Origin of the sequence: Streptomyces sp. AM 4-1-1, from assembly GCF_029167625.1 — a bacterium.
Classification (GTDB): domain Bacteria; phylum Actinomycetota; class Actinomycetes; order Streptomycetales; family Streptomycetaceae; genus Streptomyces.
In genome coordinates this window covers 893,789-908,188 of sequence record NZ_CP119145.1, presented here as the reverse complement: position 1 = coordinate 908,188, position 14,400 = coordinate 893,789, and the positions used below count along the sequence as shown (strand labels likewise).

The window sequence follows — 14,400 nt, the reverse complement described above, 5'->3', positions numbered from 1 at the left end:
GCGACCGGGGCAGCGGCCCGGCCGGAGCCGGTGGGCCCAGGCTCAGTAGCGGGTGATCGCCGTCGGCCCCGTGGTGGTGCCGATCGCGATGTGCGGGGCCCGCCCCGGCTCGGCCCACTCCATGATCCGGTCCAGCGCCTCGGCCGGTACGGACACACAGCCGGCCGTCGCCCCGTGCCCGTTCACATGGAGGAAGATCCCGGCGCCCCGGCCGCGCACCGGACGGTCGTAGTTGAAGCCGATCACGAACGCGTGGGCGTACTGCGTCGGGTAGTCGGTCAGGTGCTCCGCCTCGCTCGCCCGGCAGTCCGCGGGCAGCGGTTCCACCCAGCGGTTGTAGGCACGGGCCTCGTTGTCCTCGCACCACCACGAGCGGTCGTCGGCGCGGCGGTACGGATAGCGGATGCCGGCCGGGGCCGCGTCGACACCGAACGCGTACGGCAGGCCGAACAGACCGGTGGGGGTGGTCCCGGTGCCCTGCTCCCGCCGTTCGCCCTCGACCAGCCCGCCCTCGCCGAACCGCGCGGGCGCCGATCCCACCCGCGTCCAGCCGTCGGCACGCAGGCTCCACCAGGTGACGGTCCCGGTGGTGGCCGCGGTGTCCGCCGCCTCGGCGGTGATCAGCTGCGTACCGCCGCCCGTGTCGACCATCCGTTCCGGCAGCGGCGCCGGTTCGGCCGGCCGGGCCGCGACGGAGCCCGCCAGGGCGAGCAGGACGAATCCGGTCATCAGAGTTCCACGCATGCGCATGACCGCGACGCTACGCACGCCACCGCGCGCCCGCCCCGCGAAGCTGCTCCGTACGGCCCAGTGGACTCACCCGGCGCGATCGTCGTCGCCGCGCGATCGGCGGACCGGTGGTTCCGGGCCGCGGGACACGGCGTCCTGGAAGGGGCGCGGCCGAGCGCGTACGGCCCGTGCCGCCCGCCTGAGCAGCAGCTTTGACAAACCATACAGAGGCTTGCATAGTTATACCCATCAGTGATTGGACCGTAAGGAGAAACCCGTGACCGAGCGCGTCGTACTCGCCTACTCGGGCGGCCTGGACACCTCCGTCGCCATCGGCTGGATCGCCGAGGAGACGGGCGCCGAGGTCATCGCCGTCGCCGTGGACGTCGGCCAGGGCGGAGAGGACCTGGACGTCATCCGCAAGCGCGCGCTCGCCTGCGGCGCCGTCGAGGCCGAGGTCGCGGACGCCAAGGACGAGTTCGCCGAGGGCTACTGCCTCCCGGCGATCAAGGCCAACGCCCTCTACATGGACCGTTACCCGCTGGTCTCGGCGCTCTCCCGGCCGACCATCGTCAAGCACCTCGTCGCCGCCGCGAACAAGCACGGCGCGGGCATCGTCGCCCACGGCTGCACGGGCAAGGGCAACGACCAGGTCCGCTTCGAGGCCGGCATCTCCGCCCTCGGTCCCGATCTGAAGTGCATCGCCCCGGTCCGTGACTACGCGATGACGCGCGACAAGGCGATCGCCTTCTGCGAGGAGAAGAACCTCCCGATCGCGACCACCAAGAAGTCCCCGTACTCCATCGACCAGAACGTCTTCGGGCGCGCCGTCGAGACGGGCTTCCTGGAGGACATCTGGAACGCCCCGATCGAGGACATCTACGAGTACACCTCGGACCCGGCCACGCCCCGCGAGGCCGACGAGGTCGTCATCTCGTTCAAGGAGGGCGTCCCGGTCGCCGTCGACGGCAAGCCCGTCACCGTCCTGCAGGCGATCCAGCAGCTCAACGAGCGGGCGGGCGCCCAGGGCATCGGCCGGATCGACATCGTCGAGGACCGGCTCGTGGGCATCAAGTCCCGCGAGGTGTACGAGGCGCCCGGCGCGATCGCCCTGATCACCGCCCACCAGGAGCTGGAGAACGTCACCGTGGAGCGCGAGCTGGCCCGCTACAAGCGGCAGGTCGAGCAGCGCTGGGGCGAGCTGGTCTACGACGGCCTGTGGTTCTCCCCGCTCAAGCGCGCCCTGGACGGCTTCATCAACGAGGCGAACCAGCACGTCACCGGTGACATCCGGATGACCCTGCACGCGGGCCGCGCCGTGGTCACCGGCCGGAAGTCCGAGCAGTCGCTGTACGACTTCAACCTCGCCACCTACGACTCGGGCGACACCTTCGACCAGTCCAAGGCGCAGGGCTTCATCGAGATCTTCGGCCTCTCCTCGAAGATCGCGGCCAAGCGCGACCTCGCGTAACACGCGCGCCGCCGGTACCCGCGTACCGGACAGTCCGTCACCGCCTCCCCGGTCATCCGCGCGGGGAGGCGGTCGCACATCCACCTCTTGTCTGCTGAGGAGCACGCAGTGAGCAACGGCACCGGCAACAGCGACGTACGCCTCTGGGGCGGCCGTTTCGCCGACGGTCCGGCCGAGGCGCTGGCCAAGCTGTCCGCCTCCGTCCACTTCGACTGGCGGCTCGCGCCGTACGACATCGCCGGCTCCCGCGCCCACGCGCGCGCCCTGAACAAGGCGGGCCTGCTCACCGACGACGAACTGGCCCGGATGACCGCCGGGCTCGACCAGCTCCAGGCGGACGTCGCCGACGGCTCCTTCACCGGCACTGTCGCCGACGAGGACGTCCACACCGCGCTGGAGCGCGGTCTGCTGGAACGCCTCGGCCCGGACCTCGGCGGCAAGCTCCGCGCCGGCCGGTCCCGCAACGACCAGGTCGCCACCCTCTTCCGGATGTACCTGCGTGATCACGCCCGGATCATCGGCGGGCTGGTCGCCGAGCTCCAGGACGCCCTGGTCGGGCTCGCCGAGGCCCACCCGGACGTGGCCATGCCGGGGCGCACGCACCTCCAGCACGCGCAGCCCGTCCTCTTCGCCCACCACGTCCTGGCCCATGTCCAGTCCCTCTCCCGGGACGCGGAGCGGCTGCGGCAGTGGGACGAGCGCACGGCCGTCTCGCCGTACGGCTCGGGCGCGCTGGCCGGCTCGTCCCTGGGGCTCGACCCGGAGGCGGTCGCCGCGGACCTGGGCTTCGAGCGCGGATCGGTGGCCAACTCCATCGACGGGACGGCGTCGCGCGACTTCGTCGCTGAGTTCGCCTTCATCACCGCGATGACCGGTGTCAACCTCTCCCGGATCGCGGAGGAGATCATCCTGTGGAACACGAAGGAGTTCTCCTTCGTCACCCTGCACGACGCCTTCTCCACCGGTTCGTCGATCATGCCGCAGAAGAAGAACCCGGACATCGCCGAGCTGGCCCGGGGCAAGTCCGGGCGTCTCATCGGCAATCTGACGGGTCTGCTGGCGACACTGAAGGCCCTGCCGCTCGCGTACAACCGGGACCTCCAGGAGGACAAGGAGCCCGTCTTTGACTCCTGCGACCAGCTGGAGGTCCTGCTCCCCGCCTTCACCGGAATGATGGCCACCCTCACCGTCAACCGCGCCCGGATGGAGGAACTGGCCCCGGCCGGTTTCTCGCTCGCCACCGACATCGCCGAATGGCTGGTCAAGCAGGGCGTGCCGTTCCGGGTGGCGCACGAGGTCGCGGGCGAGTGCGTCAAGGAGTGCGAGCAGCACGGCATCGAGCTGGACGAGCTGACCGACGAGCAGTTCGCGAAGATCTCCGAGCATCTGACCCCCGAGGTCCGCACGGTCCTCGACGTGCCGGGCGCCCTCGCCTCCCGCGACGGCCGCGGCGGTACGGCCCCTTCGGCGGTCGCCGTCCAGCTCGCCGAGGTCAAGCGGGACCTGGCCGCCCAGCACGCCTGGGCGTCCGCCCGCGGCTGACCGAGGAAGACCGAGGGGCGTAGCGGCCGGGACCCCGCATCCGGCGGTGCGACGGGGCCGGCCCGCCGGTCACGCCCCCGGCCCTCGTACCGCGCCGGCCGCCCCCCGGCCCGCGACCCACTCGGCGAGCGTGACGAAGTCCGCCCGTACCAGCCCCACTCCCGGGTCGATCCGCAGGAGCAGGGACCCGGCCTGGTGATGGGCGGCGACCCATTCCCGGTCCAGCGCGGTGATCTCGTCGTCGACCCATGCGAACGGCCGCCCGGCCGCGTACTCGACGACGTACCGCGTCTTCCAGTACGTCCCGTCGGGCCGGACGGCGTGCATCGCGGGCCACTCGATCCACGGCAGCGGCGGCAGGCCGATCCGTGGCCCGATCCACTCGTTGGCCTCTTCCTTCCAGGTCGTCGCCCAGACCAGTTCGTACCGGTCCGAGAGGGCCCGCAGTTCGTCGCCGTGCGCGGGGGCGAGGAGCACCGGCAGGGTGCCGTGGGGCCATCCGGCGGGGCGGGTGATGTGCCTGACGTACCCCTGCGGCGGCTGCCGGCGCGCCGGCGCCGCGTACGGATTGAGCGGACCGTCGATGTCGAGCAGCAGAAGCGGCTTCATGGTCACATGCTCCTCTCCTCACCGGCCGGACGGGATGAACCAGGGGCGGCAGGGGCGAAGGAGGACGCCGAGAATGATGAGACGATTGTGTCTCAAGTGAGCTAGGTTCGTCTCATGACATTCGACCGTGCGCAGGTGCTGCGCAGCGCCGCGGTTCTCCTGACCCACAGATCGACCGCCACCATGGACGAGGTCGCCAGGGCGGCGGGCATCGGCCGCGCCACCCTGCACCGCCACTTCGCGGGACGCGAAGCGCTGGTCAGGGCGTTGGAAGAGCTGGGCATCCAGGAGTTCGAAGCGGCTCTCGACGCCGCCGCCCTCGACGAGGGCACCTCGGAGGAGGCGCTGCGCAGGCTGGTCGTCGCCGTCGAACCGGGCGCCGGACTGCTGTCGTTCCTCATCACCGAGAACCAGCTCTTCGAGGGCGACGAGGTCAACGAGGGCTGGGGCCGGCTCGACGCCCGGGTCGCCGCCTTCTTCCGGCGGGGCCAGGAGCGCGGCGAGTTCCGGATCGACCTCACCCCCGCCTGGCTGACCGAAGCCCTCTACGGGCTCATCGGCACCGGAGCCTGGGCCGTTCAGGCCGGCCGGGTCGCCGCGCAGGACTTCCCCTACATGATCACCGAGTTGCTGCTCGGCGGAGCACGCCGGAGCGTGGAGAAATGACGAGCACCGACACAGCCACCGACACCCCGGACGAGGTACGCGGGCCCGGGCGGTGGATCGCCCTGGCCGTCCTCGTGCTGGCCGTACTGCTGGTGGCCGTCGACGCCACCGTGCTCGGCCTCGCCACCCCGTTCCTCAGCGAGGACCTGAAACCCTCCGGCACCCAGCTGCTCTGGATCGGCGACGTCTACTCCTTCGTCATCGCCGGACTCCTCGTCTCGATGGGCAGCCTCGGTGACCGCATCGGCCGCAAGAAGCTGCTGCTCACCGGGGCGCTGGCCTTCGGAGCGGTCTCCGCGCTCAACGCGTACGCCACCAGTCCCGAGATGATGATCCTGGCCCGCGCGCTGCTCGGTGTCGCGGGCGCCACCCTGATGCCGTCGACGCTGGCCCTGATCCGCAACCTCTTCCACGATCCGCGCGAGCGCAGTTTCGCCATCGGCATCTGGGGCGCCATGGCGTCGGCGGGCGCGGCCGTCGGACCCGTCGTCGGCGGATTCCTCCTCCAGCACTTCTGGTGGGGTTCGGTCTTCCTCATCAACCTGCCGGTCATGGCGGTCCTCGTGTTGGTCGGCATCAAGCTGATCCCCGAGTCGAAGAACCCGGCGCCCGGCCCCTGGGACCTGCCCAGCGTGGCGCTGTCGCTCATCGGCATGATCGGCGTGGTGTACGCGGTCAAGGAGGTGGCCGCCCATGGCGCGAGCTGGCAGGTCGGCGCCTCGGCCGTCATCGGGGTGGCCGCGCTGGCCTGGTTCGTACGCCGTCAGCTGAGGCTGCCCGCGCCCCTCCTGGACATGCGGCTCTTCCACCACCGGGGCTTCTCCGGCGCCGTCCTCGCCGACCTGCTGACGATCCTTGGCCTGTCCGGCCTGGTCTTCTTCCTCTCCCAGTACCTGCAACTGGTCCAGGGACGCGGACCGCTGGAGGCGGGACTCGCCGAACTGCCCGCGGCCGTCGGCGCGGTGACCGCGGGGCTGCTGGCCGGCATCACGGCCCGCCGCTTCTCCGTGCGGTCCGTGGTGGGCGGCGGGCTCGGCGCGATCGGCCTGGCCCTCGCCGCCCTCACCGTGCTCAGCAAGGAGACCGGCTACCCGCTGCTCGGCGGGGTGCTCCTGGTCGTCGGTGTCGGCGCGGGCTTCGCCTTCACCGTGACCGCGGACGTCATTCTGTCCAGCGTGCCGAAGGAGCAGGCGGGCTCGGCCTCGGCGGTCTCCGAGACGGCGTACGAACTGGGGGCGGCTCTCGGCATCGCCCTGCTCGGTTCCATCGTCACCGGCGTCTATCAGGACTTCGCCTCACCGGCCGGCGTCCCCGCCCCGACCTCCGTCGCGGCCCACGAGTCCCTGGGCGGCGCGGTGGAAGCGGCCGCCGCGCTCCCCGCCAAGGAGGGGGCGGCGCTGATGGCGGCGGCACAGGACGCGTTCGTGGACGGACTTCGGCTCGCGGCGGGCGCCGGGGCGGTGGTGCTGCTCGCGACGGCCGTCGCGGCCTGGTTCCTGCTGCGCGGACAGAAGCTGGAGGACGGCGTGGAACACCCCTGAAGTCCCATGGGTGAGGGCCCGCACCCCGGCCGGGGTACGGGCCCTCACCCATGTCCTGCGCGTGCGTGCCCGGCTCAGGCGGCCTTCGCCTTGGTGGCGTAGACGTCGACGTACTCCTGGCCCGACAGCCGCATCACCTCGGCCATCACCGAGTCGGTCACCGCCCGCAGCACATAGCGGTCGCGGTCCATGCCCTCGTACCGCGAGAACTCCATCGGCTCACCGAACCTGACCGTCACCTTGCCCGGCCGGGGCAGACCCGCACCGCCCGGCTGGAGCTTGTCCGTGCCGATCATCGCGAACGGGATGACGGGGGCGCCGGTCATCAGCGTCAGCCGCGCGATGCCCGTACGGCCCCGGTAGAGCCGTCCGTCGGGCGAGCGGGTGCCCTCCGGGTAGATGGCGAACGCGCCGCCCTCCTCCAGCACCCGACGGCCCGTCATCAGCGCCGCGACCCCGCCGCGCCCGCCGTCCCGGTCCACCGGGATCATGCCGCAGCCGCTGAAGAACCACGCCATCAGCCGGCCCTTGACGCCCTTGCCGGTGACGTACTCGTCCTTGCCGATGAAGAACACCGGCCGGTCGCAGCAGATCGGCATGATCATCGAGTCGATGAACGTCAGGTGGTTGCCCGCCAGAATCACCGGCCCGGACCCGGGGATGTTCTGGACGCCCTCGACCTGTGGCCGGAACATCAGGCGCAGAATCGGTCCGAGCACTGCCTTGATGAACGCGTGTCGGGACAACGGTTCCTCCGGTGTCGTGGCCGAGCCGGCCGGGGCGAGGGTCTGCGGTTCGAGTGATGGTGCGTGTCGCGCAGGTGAGGACGATACTCGCGGGTACCCGTGGATCGCACATCGGGTTCACGGTACGGATACGCGGTGTTGACGTGTGTTTGCGGCATGTTCGTCCGGAAGGACCCCGGCGGACGGGCCCGGCGCCCTACGCTCGGGCCTCGCCCGGCACACGACGGACCGCACACCCGAGGAGTATCCATGGCAGAGCGCGCACAGGCGAACCCCGGACGGCGGGCCCTCCTGGGGGCCGCCGCCCTCGGCACCGCGGCCCTCGGACTGCCCGGCACGGCGAGCGCGGCGGAGCCCCGGCCCGGCCGGGGCGCGGACGGCCCGGGGCACGGCCACGGCTTCCGGCTCGACCTGCCGGTGCCGACCGTCATCGGCCACCGGGGCGCCGCCGGATACCGCCCGGAGCACACCATCGGCTCGTACCAGGCGGCCCTCGACATGGGCGCGCACATCATCGAGCAGGACGTCGTCCCCACCAAGGACGGCCATCTCGTCTGCCGCCACGAGAACGACATCACCGCCACCACCGATGTCGCCGCCCACCCCGGGTTCGCGAACCGCAGGACCACCAAGAAGGTCGACGGCGTCCCCCTCACCGGCTGGTTCACCGAGGACTTCACGCTCGCCGAACTCAAGACGCTGCGCGCCAAGGAGCGCATCCCCGGCAACCGCCAGCGCAACACCCTGTACGACGGACGCTGGGAGATCCCCACCTTCGAGGAGGTACTGCGCTGGGCCGACCGCGAGGGCCGCAGGCGCGGAAGGCCCGTCTGGCTGTACGTCGAGACCAAGCACCCCACGTACTTCCGCGGTCTCGGGCTGGGCCTCGAAGAGCCCCTGGCCCGGCTGCTGCGCCGCTACGGGCGCCACCGCGCGCAGTCGCCGCTGATCCTCCAGTCCTTCGAACCGAGCAGCGTCCAGCGGCTGTCGAAGCTCGTCGCCACCCCGCGCGTGGTCCTGCTGTCGGGCCCGGGGGAGCGGCCCTGGGACTTCGTCGCGTCGGGCGATCCCCGCACCGTCGCCGATCTCGTGAAGCCCGTCGGCCTGAAGTGGATGGCGGGCTACGCCCACGGCATCGGGCCCACCCTCGACCTGATCGTCCCCAAGGACGCGTCGGGCCGGCTCGGCACACCGACCACCCTGGTCCGGGACGCGCACGCGCAGGGCCTGATCCTCCACCCGTACACGCTGCGCAACGAGAACACCTTCCTGCCCGCCGACTTCAGGCGCGGCACCGATCCCAACGCGTACGGGGACGCCTTCGGCGCGCTGCTGGCGTACTTCGCGACCGGCATCGACGGCGTCTTCTCCGACAACCCGGACACCGCGCTGCTCGCCGCGGCGGACTTCGCCGGACGCTGACGGCGGGCGCGGACGCACGCCGTCAGGGCAGCGGGCGTCCGGCCCCGCGGGCCTGACACCCGGCTCCGGTACGGGACGCCGGGTGTCAGGCCCGCCGGGCCGGACGGGGCGTCAGCGCGGGGCGTCAGCCGTCCGTTCCCCCGGTGCCCCGGTCGAGTGGCCCGCGGGGGACGCGGCAACCCGCGGCCCCCGGCGGGCGTTGCGTGGGTCATGACACCTCCCGCTCCCGGCACCGCCCCCGCGGCCCCCGGCGTTCTCCCCGCTGCCCCCGGCGCGGCCCCCGCGCTCACCGCCGCCCCTGCCGCTCCCACCGCCTCCGACGCCGTCGTCCGTGCCCTGCGCCCCCTGGTCAGCGCCGAGGCGACGGCAGAGGCCCTGGCGGCGGCGATCGACCCGGCCGACCTCGAACAGGCCGTCTGGCTGCGCCTGCTGGAGCGGGTCGCGACGCAGGGACCGCCGTCGGACACCGCGCGCTGGGTGCGAGGCGCGGTACGCGGGGAGGCGCGCCGCGCCCGCCGCAGGAGCCGCCGCGAGGGCCCGTACACCGAGGAGATCACCGCCGACCCGGCCGACTGCCCCGAACGGATCGCCGTCGGCGCGGCCGAACGCAGGGCGCTGCGGGCGGCGGTGGGCCGGCTGCCGGACCGGTGCGCCCGGCTGATCTCGGCACTACTCGCTCCGGGTGATCCGACCTACCGCGAAATCGCAGGGAAGTTGGGTATGTCACAAGGCAGCTTGGGGCCGATCCGTTCCCGTTGCCTTGGATGTCTGCGCAGAATGCTGACGGCGGAGGTTGTAGCTCCTGAACCGCGGGGAAAGGAGCGGTAGACAACCGGCGGATCAGGTGAGCGGGAGGCATGCACACATGGGCACCAGTGTGATCATCGCGGCGGCGACCACTCAGGACGTCGAACAGATCTTCAAACTCCAGTACCTCTGCTTTCAGAGCGAGGCGGAGCTGTACGGCAACTACCGGATCGACCCGCTCGTCCAGACCCTCGAATCGGTCCGCGAGGAAGTGGCCACGGATCTCGTCTACGTGGCACGGCTCGGCGAGGAAGTCGTGGGCTCGGTCCGCGGCTTCACCGACCCGGACGGCGTCGGCCGGATCGGGAAGCTCTGCGTCCACCCCCGGCTCCAGGGGCACGGCCTCGGCGCCAGACTGCTGCGGGCGGCGGAGTCGGGACTCGCGGCCGAGCGTTCGGCCAAGCGGTTCCGGCTGCACACCGGCCACCGCAGCGAGGGCAATCTGCGGCTCTACCGGCGGGCGGGGTACGCGACCGTGGGCGACCTCACGGGCGCGGACGGCGTCCGGCTGATCCTGCTGGAGAAGGACGGCGCCGCGCAGACCCTCGCGGCCAGCGCCTGAACGCGCCGGCGCCCGGCCGCGACCGGGCCGGTGGCGCCTGAACCGCTGGCGCCTCGACCCGTTGCGCGCCGCCGGTCCGGTGCTCCGCCGACAGGGCAGGACGCGAGCGCCCGGCCGGTACGGGTCACGGGCGCTCGGCCCGGCGCAGCCAGATCATCCCGGTGACCGGAAGGATCACCGGGATGAACACATAACCCATGCCGAAGTCCGACCAGACGGTGGCGTCCCGGAAGGCCGACGGCTCCACCAGCGTCCAGGTGCCGACGACCAGCACCCCCACCAGCTCGGCGGCGCAGCAGACCAGCGCCGCCCTGCGGGCCTTCTCCCCGCCGCGCACCAGCGAGTACGTGATGAAGCCGTACACGACGGCCGCGACGGCGGACAGCACATAGGCGAGCGGAGCCCGGCCGAAGTCCAGGATCATCTGGACGATCGCCCGGGAGGCGGCGGCCACGGTGAACACCCCGTAGAACCAGACCAGGACCCGGCCGGGGCCCGTCCCCAGCTCGAAGCCGGGCTTCGGCGCACGGGCACCGGTGACGGTCCCGGAGGCCGTGGAATCGGCGGTGGCCCCGGAGCCGGTGGCGCGATCGGTGTCGGTCACGGTCAGTTTCCCCAGATGTCGTAGAGCCTTACTTCGAGCACCGCCAGCACGACCGCGCCCGCCGCCACCGTGACCGAACCCCAGCGGGTCCGCTCGACGAGCGACAGGAAACCGGCCGCGGGCACGGCCGCGGAAGAACCGATCAGATAGGCGAGGAACATCGCCATGCCCTGCTCCGGCCGCTCACCGCGGCTCAGCCGCACGATCCCCACCACCAGCTGTGCCACCGCCAGCAGCGAGACCACGGCCATCCCGATGAAGTGCCAGTCCTTCGTCGGCTGGTCCCGGTACGCGGCGAACCCGCACCAGGCGGCTAGGGCGAGCGCGGCCACGGCGACCGCGACCGTCAGGGCGTCAAGCATGAGGCGAGGGTATTACGGGCCGGGCACCCCGCCGCGTGCGCCCCCGGTGCGCGGGACCCGCTCGGACCGGGCCCCGGGCGCCTCCGCGAGGCCGCCGGCAAGGCGGGCGACGGGCGCCGCGTCCGTGGCCTTGGCCACAGCGCCCGCCCCTGACGCGTCGGCCCGCCCCTCGGCCCCCGCCGCCCGTACCGCCGTACAGGCGCAGGTCACGGCCCTACGCATCAGGACCGTCCGAGTGGGCCGGATCGCGCCGCCCGGCCATCCACGGGTGTCCGCTATTCGGACGGACGGCTCCGACGGGGCATTTCGTCTGTTTTACTTGTCGCATGACCACGACGAGCAGCCGCACCCTTGCGACCGAGGCGATCACGACGCCCGGTGCTCGTTGTATGTGTCGAATGCGCGCCTTCTGAGGGCCCCCGCCCGAGTCTCACGCCCCGAAGCGAGACCGAGGCCGTGCCGTCCGCGTCGAGCGGAGCGAGCCCGCCCGAGCACGTGCCGTCCGCCCGGCCCCGCCGCGCCCGGCCGTGCCGAGACCCACCGGTCGGAACGTCCGAACAGTCTCATCAGACGAATGCCCCGTGCCCGGCGGACCCCGCGCCGCGCACTCGACAGTGACGGAAAACCCCTGTGATCACCACTACGGGCCTCACGAAGGTCTACCAGTCGCGCGACCGTGAGGTCACCGCTCTGGACGGCGTCGACCTGCACGTCCGCGAGGGCGAGGTGTACGGCGTCATCGGGCAGAGCGGCGCCGGGAAATCCTCCCTGATCCGCTGCGTCAACCTGCTGGAGCGCCCCACCTCCGGCACCGTGACCGTCGCCGGCCAGGACCTCACCGCGCTCGCCGGCCGTGGCCGCCGGGCAGGCAAGGAACTGCGCGAGGCACGCAGCCGCATCGGCATGGTCTTCCAGCACTTCAACCTCCTGGCCTCACGCACCGTCCGGGACAACGTCGAACTCCCGCTGGAGATCCTCGGCGTCACCGGCCGGGACCGCACCCGCAAGGCCCTCGAACTCCTCGACCTCGTCGGCCTCGCCGACAAGGCCAAGTCCTACCCCGGACAGCTCTCCGGCGGCCAGAAGCAGCGCGTCGGCATCGCCCGCGCCCTGGCCGGCGACCCCAAGGTGCTGCTCTCGGACGAGGCGACGTCCGCCCTCGACCCGGACACCACCCGCTCCATCCTCCAGCTGCTGCGTGACCTCAACCAGCAGCTCGGCCTCACCGTGCTGCTCATCACCCATGAGATGGACGTCGTCAAGACGGTCTGCGACTCGGCCGCGCTGATGCGCCGGGGCCGCGTCGTCGAGTCCGGCACGGTCGGCGAGCTGCTCGCCACCCCCGGCTCCGAACTCGCCCACGCGCTGTTCCCCGTCGGCGGCGGCACGGCCTCCGCCCCCGACCGCACCGTCGTCGACGTCACCTTCCACGGCGAGTCCGCCGGCCGCCCGGTCATCTCCCAGCTGTCGCGCACCTACAACATCGACATCTCGATCCTGGGCGCCGCGATGGACACCGTCGCCGGCAGACAGATCGGCCGGATGCGCATCGAGCTGCCCGGCGGCTTCGACGAGAACGTCGTACCGATCGGCTTCCTCCGCGAACAGGGCCTCCAGGCCGAGGTCGTCAAGGACCCCGCCGCGGGCCTCCCCGAACAGACCACCGCCCCGCTCACCGAGGAGGCAGCGAAGTGACCTGGTCCGAAATGCAGCCGCTGCTGACCCAGGGAACCGTCGACACCCTCTACATGGTGCTCTGGTCCGCCGTCGTCACCGTCCTCGTCGGCCTCCCCCTCGGTGTCCTGCTGGTCCTCACCGACAAGGGCGGACTGCTCCAGAACGTCGTGGTCAACAAGGTCGTCGGCGTGATCGTGAACATCGGCCGCTCGTTGCCGTTCATCATCCTGCTGATCGCCCTGATCCCCTTCACCACCTGGGTCGTCGGTACCTTCATCGGCCCCACCGCGATGATCGTGCCGCTCGCCGTCGGAGCCGTCCCGTTCTTCGCCCGGCTCGTCGAGACCGCGGTCCGCGAGGTCGACCACGGGCTCGTCGAAGCCGTCCAGTCGATGGGCGGATCGATCCCGACGATCGTCCGCAAGGTGCTGCTGCCGCAGGCCCTGCCCTCCCTGATCTCAGGGATCACCACCACCGTCATCGTCCTCATCGGCTACTCGGCCATGGCGGGCGCGGTCGGCGGCGAAGGGCTCGGCTCCAAGGCCGTCACCTACGGATTCCAGCGCTTCGACAACCAGTTCATGCTCATCACCGTCGCGCTGCTGATCGTCATCGTCACGGTCGTCCAGCTGATCGGTGACGGAGCCGTACGCCTGCTGGCCCGCCGCGGCCGGACCACCTCCTGACCCGCTGCCGGCCCCCTGAACCCTCCCACCCACGAGCCCGCACTCCTTGTCCGGGCGTACCACCATCACCATCGGAAAGAGGCACTCTTCGTGCGTAAGAACATCAAGATCACCGCTGCCGCCGCCGTCACCGCCGCCGTCGCCCTCGGGCTCACCGCCTGCGGCACCGACTCGGACCCCGCCGCCAAGAGCGGCACGGGCGCCGAGGCCGACACCTCGAAGGCGCTCGTCGTCGCCGCGTCCCCGACGCCGCACGCCGACATCCTCGGATTCGTCAAGAAGAACCTGGCCGAGAAGGCCGGCCTCAAGCTGGAGGTCAAGGAGTTCACGGACTACGTCCTGCCGAACACCGCCACCGAGAACGGCCAGGTCGACGCCAACTTCTTCCAGCACCAGCCGTACCTCGACGACTTCAACAAGAAGAACAACACCCACATCGTCCCGGTCGCCCAGGTGCACCTCGAACCCCTCGGCCTGTACTCCAAGAAGGTCAAGGACCTCAAGGACCTGAAGTCCGGCCAGACCGTCGCCGTCCCGAACGACACGACCAACGAGGGCCGCGCCCTCCAGCTCCTCGCCCAGAACGGCGTGATCACCCTGAAGGACGGCGTCGGCACCGACGCCAAGCTCAGCGACATCACGGACAAGAAGGGCCTCCAGTTCAAGGAGCTGGAGGCGGCGACCGTGCCCCGCGCCCTGAACGACGTCGACGCCGCCGTCATCAACGGCAACTACGCCATCGAGGCCAAGCTCAAGCCCGCCAAGGACGCCCTCGTCCTGGAGAAGGCCGAAGGCAACCCGTACACCAACATCCTCGCGGTGAAGAAGGGCAACGAGAAGGACGCCCGGGTGCTCAAGCTCGTCGAACTCCTCAAGTCCGACGAGGTCAAGAAGTTCATCGACGACACCTACCAGGGCTCGGTCATCCCCGCCAAGTCCTGACCGCCGGACGGCACTTGCCCATGGAGCCCCGCCC

16 protein-coding genes are annotated in these 14,400 nt (G+C 71.4%); 10 read left to right on the top strand and 6 right to left on the bottom strand.

Annotation, left to right across the window (positions count from 1 at the left end; genetic code table 11):
- Positions 1 to 42 precede the first annotated feature (42 nt).
- The gene (locus PZB75_RS03675) at positions 43 to 744 is read right to left on the bottom strand and encodes a L,D-transpeptidase family protein (RefSeq protein ID WP_275538567.1); all 702 of its coding nucleotides are present in this window, start codon (positions 742 to 744) and stop codon (positions 43 to 45) included.
- Positions 745 to 1,006: 262 nt separating this feature from the next.
- On the opposite strand from PZB75_RS03675, the gene PZB75_RS03670 reads away from it, so the two are divergent.
- Positions 1,007 to 2,200 carry an argininosuccinate synthase gene (locus PZB75_RS03670; RefSeq protein ID WP_275533840.1) on the top strand — a complete coding sequence of 398 codons (1,194 nt, stop codon included), beginning with the start codon at positions 1,007 to 1,009 and terminating at the stop codon, positions 2,198 to 2,200.
- 108 nt (positions 2,201 to 2,308) lie between these two features.
- Positions 2,309 to 3,742, top strand: a complete 1,434-nt coding sequence (gene argH, locus PZB75_RS03665) for an argininosuccinate lyase (RefSeq protein ID WP_275533839.1) — start codon at positions 2,309 to 2,311, stop codon at positions 3,740 to 3,742.
- Positions 3,743 to 3,811: 69 nt separating this feature from the next.
- On the opposite strand, the gene PZB75_RS03660 is transcribed toward argH, so the two are convergent.
- Entirely contained in the window at positions 3,812 to 4,351 is a 540-nt protein-coding gene (locus PZB75_RS03660) for a hypothetical protein (protein ID WP_275533838.1), read from the bottom strand.
- Positions 4,352 to 4,465: 114 nt separating this feature from the next.
- On the opposite strand from PZB75_RS03660, the gene PZB75_RS03655 reads away from it, so the two are divergent.
- A complete protein-coding gene (locus tag PZB75_RS03655) occupies positions 4,466 to 5,017 on the top strand; it encodes a TetR/AcrR family transcriptional regulator (protein ID WP_275533837.1) in 552 nt (183 codons plus the stop codon).
- Complete coding sequence (locus tag PZB75_RS03650) at positions 5,014 to 6,558, top strand: MFS transporter (protein WP_275533836.1); 1,545 nt, start codon at positions 5,014 to 5,016, stop codon at positions 6,556 to 6,558. The genes PZB75_RS03655 and PZB75_RS03650 overlap by 4 nt, the downstream gene beginning before the upstream one ends.
- A gap of 74 nt (positions 6,559 to 6,632) precedes the next feature.
- Here PZB75_RS03650 and PZB75_RS03645 read toward each other — a convergent pair whose 3' ends face one another.
- Positions 6,633 to 7,304, bottom strand: a complete 672-nt coding sequence (locus PZB75_RS03645; protein ID WP_275533835.1) for a lysophospholipid acyltransferase family protein — start codon at positions 7,302 to 7,304, stop codon at positions 6,633 to 6,635.
- A gap of 249 nt (positions 7,305 to 7,553) precedes the next feature.
- Here PZB75_RS03645 and PZB75_RS03640 point away from each other — a divergent pair, with 249 nt between their 5' ends.
- The 3 genes from PZB75_RS03640 (at position 7,554) to PZB75_RS03630 (ending at position 10,095) form a co-directional block, all read left to right on the top strand.
- A complete protein-coding gene (locus PZB75_RS03640; protein WP_275533834.1) occupies positions 7,554 to 8,726 on the top strand; it encodes a glycerophosphodiester phosphodiesterase in 1,173 nt (390 codons plus the stop codon).
- 210 nt (positions 8,727 to 8,936) lie between these two features.
- Positions 8,937 to 9,554 carry a sigma-70 family RNA polymerase sigma factor gene (locus PZB75_RS03635; protein WP_275533833.1) on the top strand — a complete coding sequence of 206 codons (618 nt, stop codon included), beginning with the start codon at positions 8,937 to 8,939 and terminating at the stop codon, positions 9,552 to 9,554.
- A gap of 37 nt (positions 9,555 to 9,591) precedes the next feature.
- A complete protein-coding gene (locus PZB75_RS03630; protein WP_275533832.1) occupies positions 9,592 to 10,095 on the top strand; it encodes a GNAT family N-acetyltransferase in 504 nt (167 codons plus the stop codon).
- A gap of 124 nt (positions 10,096 to 10,219) precedes the next feature.
- Here the strand turns inward: PZB75_RS03630 and PZB75_RS03625 are convergent, their stop codons facing one another.
- The 3 genes from PZB75_RS03625 to PZB75_RS03615 all read right to left on the bottom strand — a co-directional run bounded on the left by PZB75_RS03625 (position 10,220) and on the right by PZB75_RS03615 (position 11,283).
- A complete protein-coding gene (locus PZB75_RS03625; protein WP_275538566.1) occupies positions 10,220 to 10,600 on the bottom strand; it encodes a hypothetical protein in 381 nt (126 codons plus the stop codon).
- Between the two features lie 101 nt (positions 10,601 to 10,701).
- Positions 10,702 to 11,061 (bottom strand): hypothetical protein, encoded by a 360-nt coding sequence (locus PZB75_RS03620; RefSeq protein WP_275533831.1) that lies wholly within the window; start codon positions 11,059 to 11,061, stop codon positions 10,702 to 10,704.
- Positions 11,062 to 11,073: 12 nt separating this feature from the next.
- Positions 11,074 to 11,283 (bottom strand): hypothetical protein, encoded by a 210-nt coding sequence (locus PZB75_RS03615; protein ID WP_275533830.1) that lies wholly within the window; start codon positions 11,281 to 11,283, stop codon positions 11,074 to 11,076.
- A 408-nt stretch (positions 11,284 to 11,691) separates the two neighbouring features.
- On the opposite strand from PZB75_RS03615, the gene PZB75_RS03610 reads away from it, so the two are divergent.
- From PZB75_RS03610 to PZB75_RS03600, 3 genes are all read left to right on the top strand, one after another.
- A complete protein-coding gene (locus tag PZB75_RS03610) occupies positions 11,692 to 12,756 on the top strand; it encodes an ATP-binding cassette domain-containing protein (protein WP_275533829.1) in 1,065 nt (354 codons plus the stop codon).
- A complete protein-coding gene (locus PZB75_RS03605; protein WP_275533828.1) occupies positions 12,753 to 13,424 on the top strand; it encodes a methionine ABC transporter permease in 672 nt (223 codons plus the stop codon). The genes PZB75_RS03610 and PZB75_RS03605 overlap by 4 nt, the downstream gene beginning before the upstream one ends.
- A gap of 90 nt (positions 13,425 to 13,514) precedes the next feature.
- The gene (locus PZB75_RS03600) at positions 13,515 to 14,366 is read left to right on the top strand and encodes a MetQ/NlpA family ABC transporter substrate-binding protein (protein WP_275533827.1); all 852 of its coding nucleotides are present in this window, start codon (positions 13,515 to 13,517) and stop codon (positions 14,364 to 14,366) included.
- Positions 14,367 to 14,400: the final 34 nt, after the last annotated feature.

Excerpts from the sequence above, each read along its gene's own strand:
- PZB75_RS03675 (WP_275538567.1), bottom strand. The coding sequence starts at position 744 with ATGCGTGGAACTCTGATGACCGGATTCGTCCTGCTCGCCCTGGCGGGC.
- PZB75_RS03660 (WP_275533838.1), bottom strand. The coding sequence starts at position 4,351 with ATGAAGCCGCTTCTGCTGCTCGACATCGACGGTCCGCTCAATCCGTAC.
- PZB75_RS03655 (WP_275533837.1), top strand. The coding sequence starts at position 4,466 with ATGACATTCGACCGTGCGCAGGTGCTGCGCAGCGCCGCGGTTCTCCTG.
- PZB75_RS03650 (WP_275533836.1), top strand. The coding sequence starts at position 5,014 with ATGACGAGCACCGACACAGCCACCGACACCCCGGACGAGGTACGCGGG.
- PZB75_RS03640 (WP_275533834.1), top strand. The coding sequence starts at position 7,554 with ATGGCAGAGCGCGCACAGGCGAACCCCGGACGGCGGGCCCTCCTGGGG.
- PZB75_RS03635 (WP_275533833.1), top strand. The coding sequence starts at position 8,937 with ATGACACCTCCCGCTCCCGGCACCGCCCCCGCGGCCCCCGGCGTTCTC.
- PZB75_RS03630 (WP_275533832.1), top strand. The coding sequence starts at position 9,592 with ATGGGCACCAGTGTGATCATCGCGGCGGCGACCACTCAGGACGTCGAA.
- PZB75_RS03620 (WP_275533831.1), bottom strand. The coding sequence starts at position 11,061 with ATGCTTGACGCCCTGACGGTCGCGGTCGCCGTGGCCGCGCTCGCCCTA.
- PZB75_RS03615 (WP_275533830.1), bottom strand. The coding sequence starts at position 11,283 with ATGCGTAGGGCCGTGACCTGCGCCTGTACGGCGGTACGGGCGGCGGGG.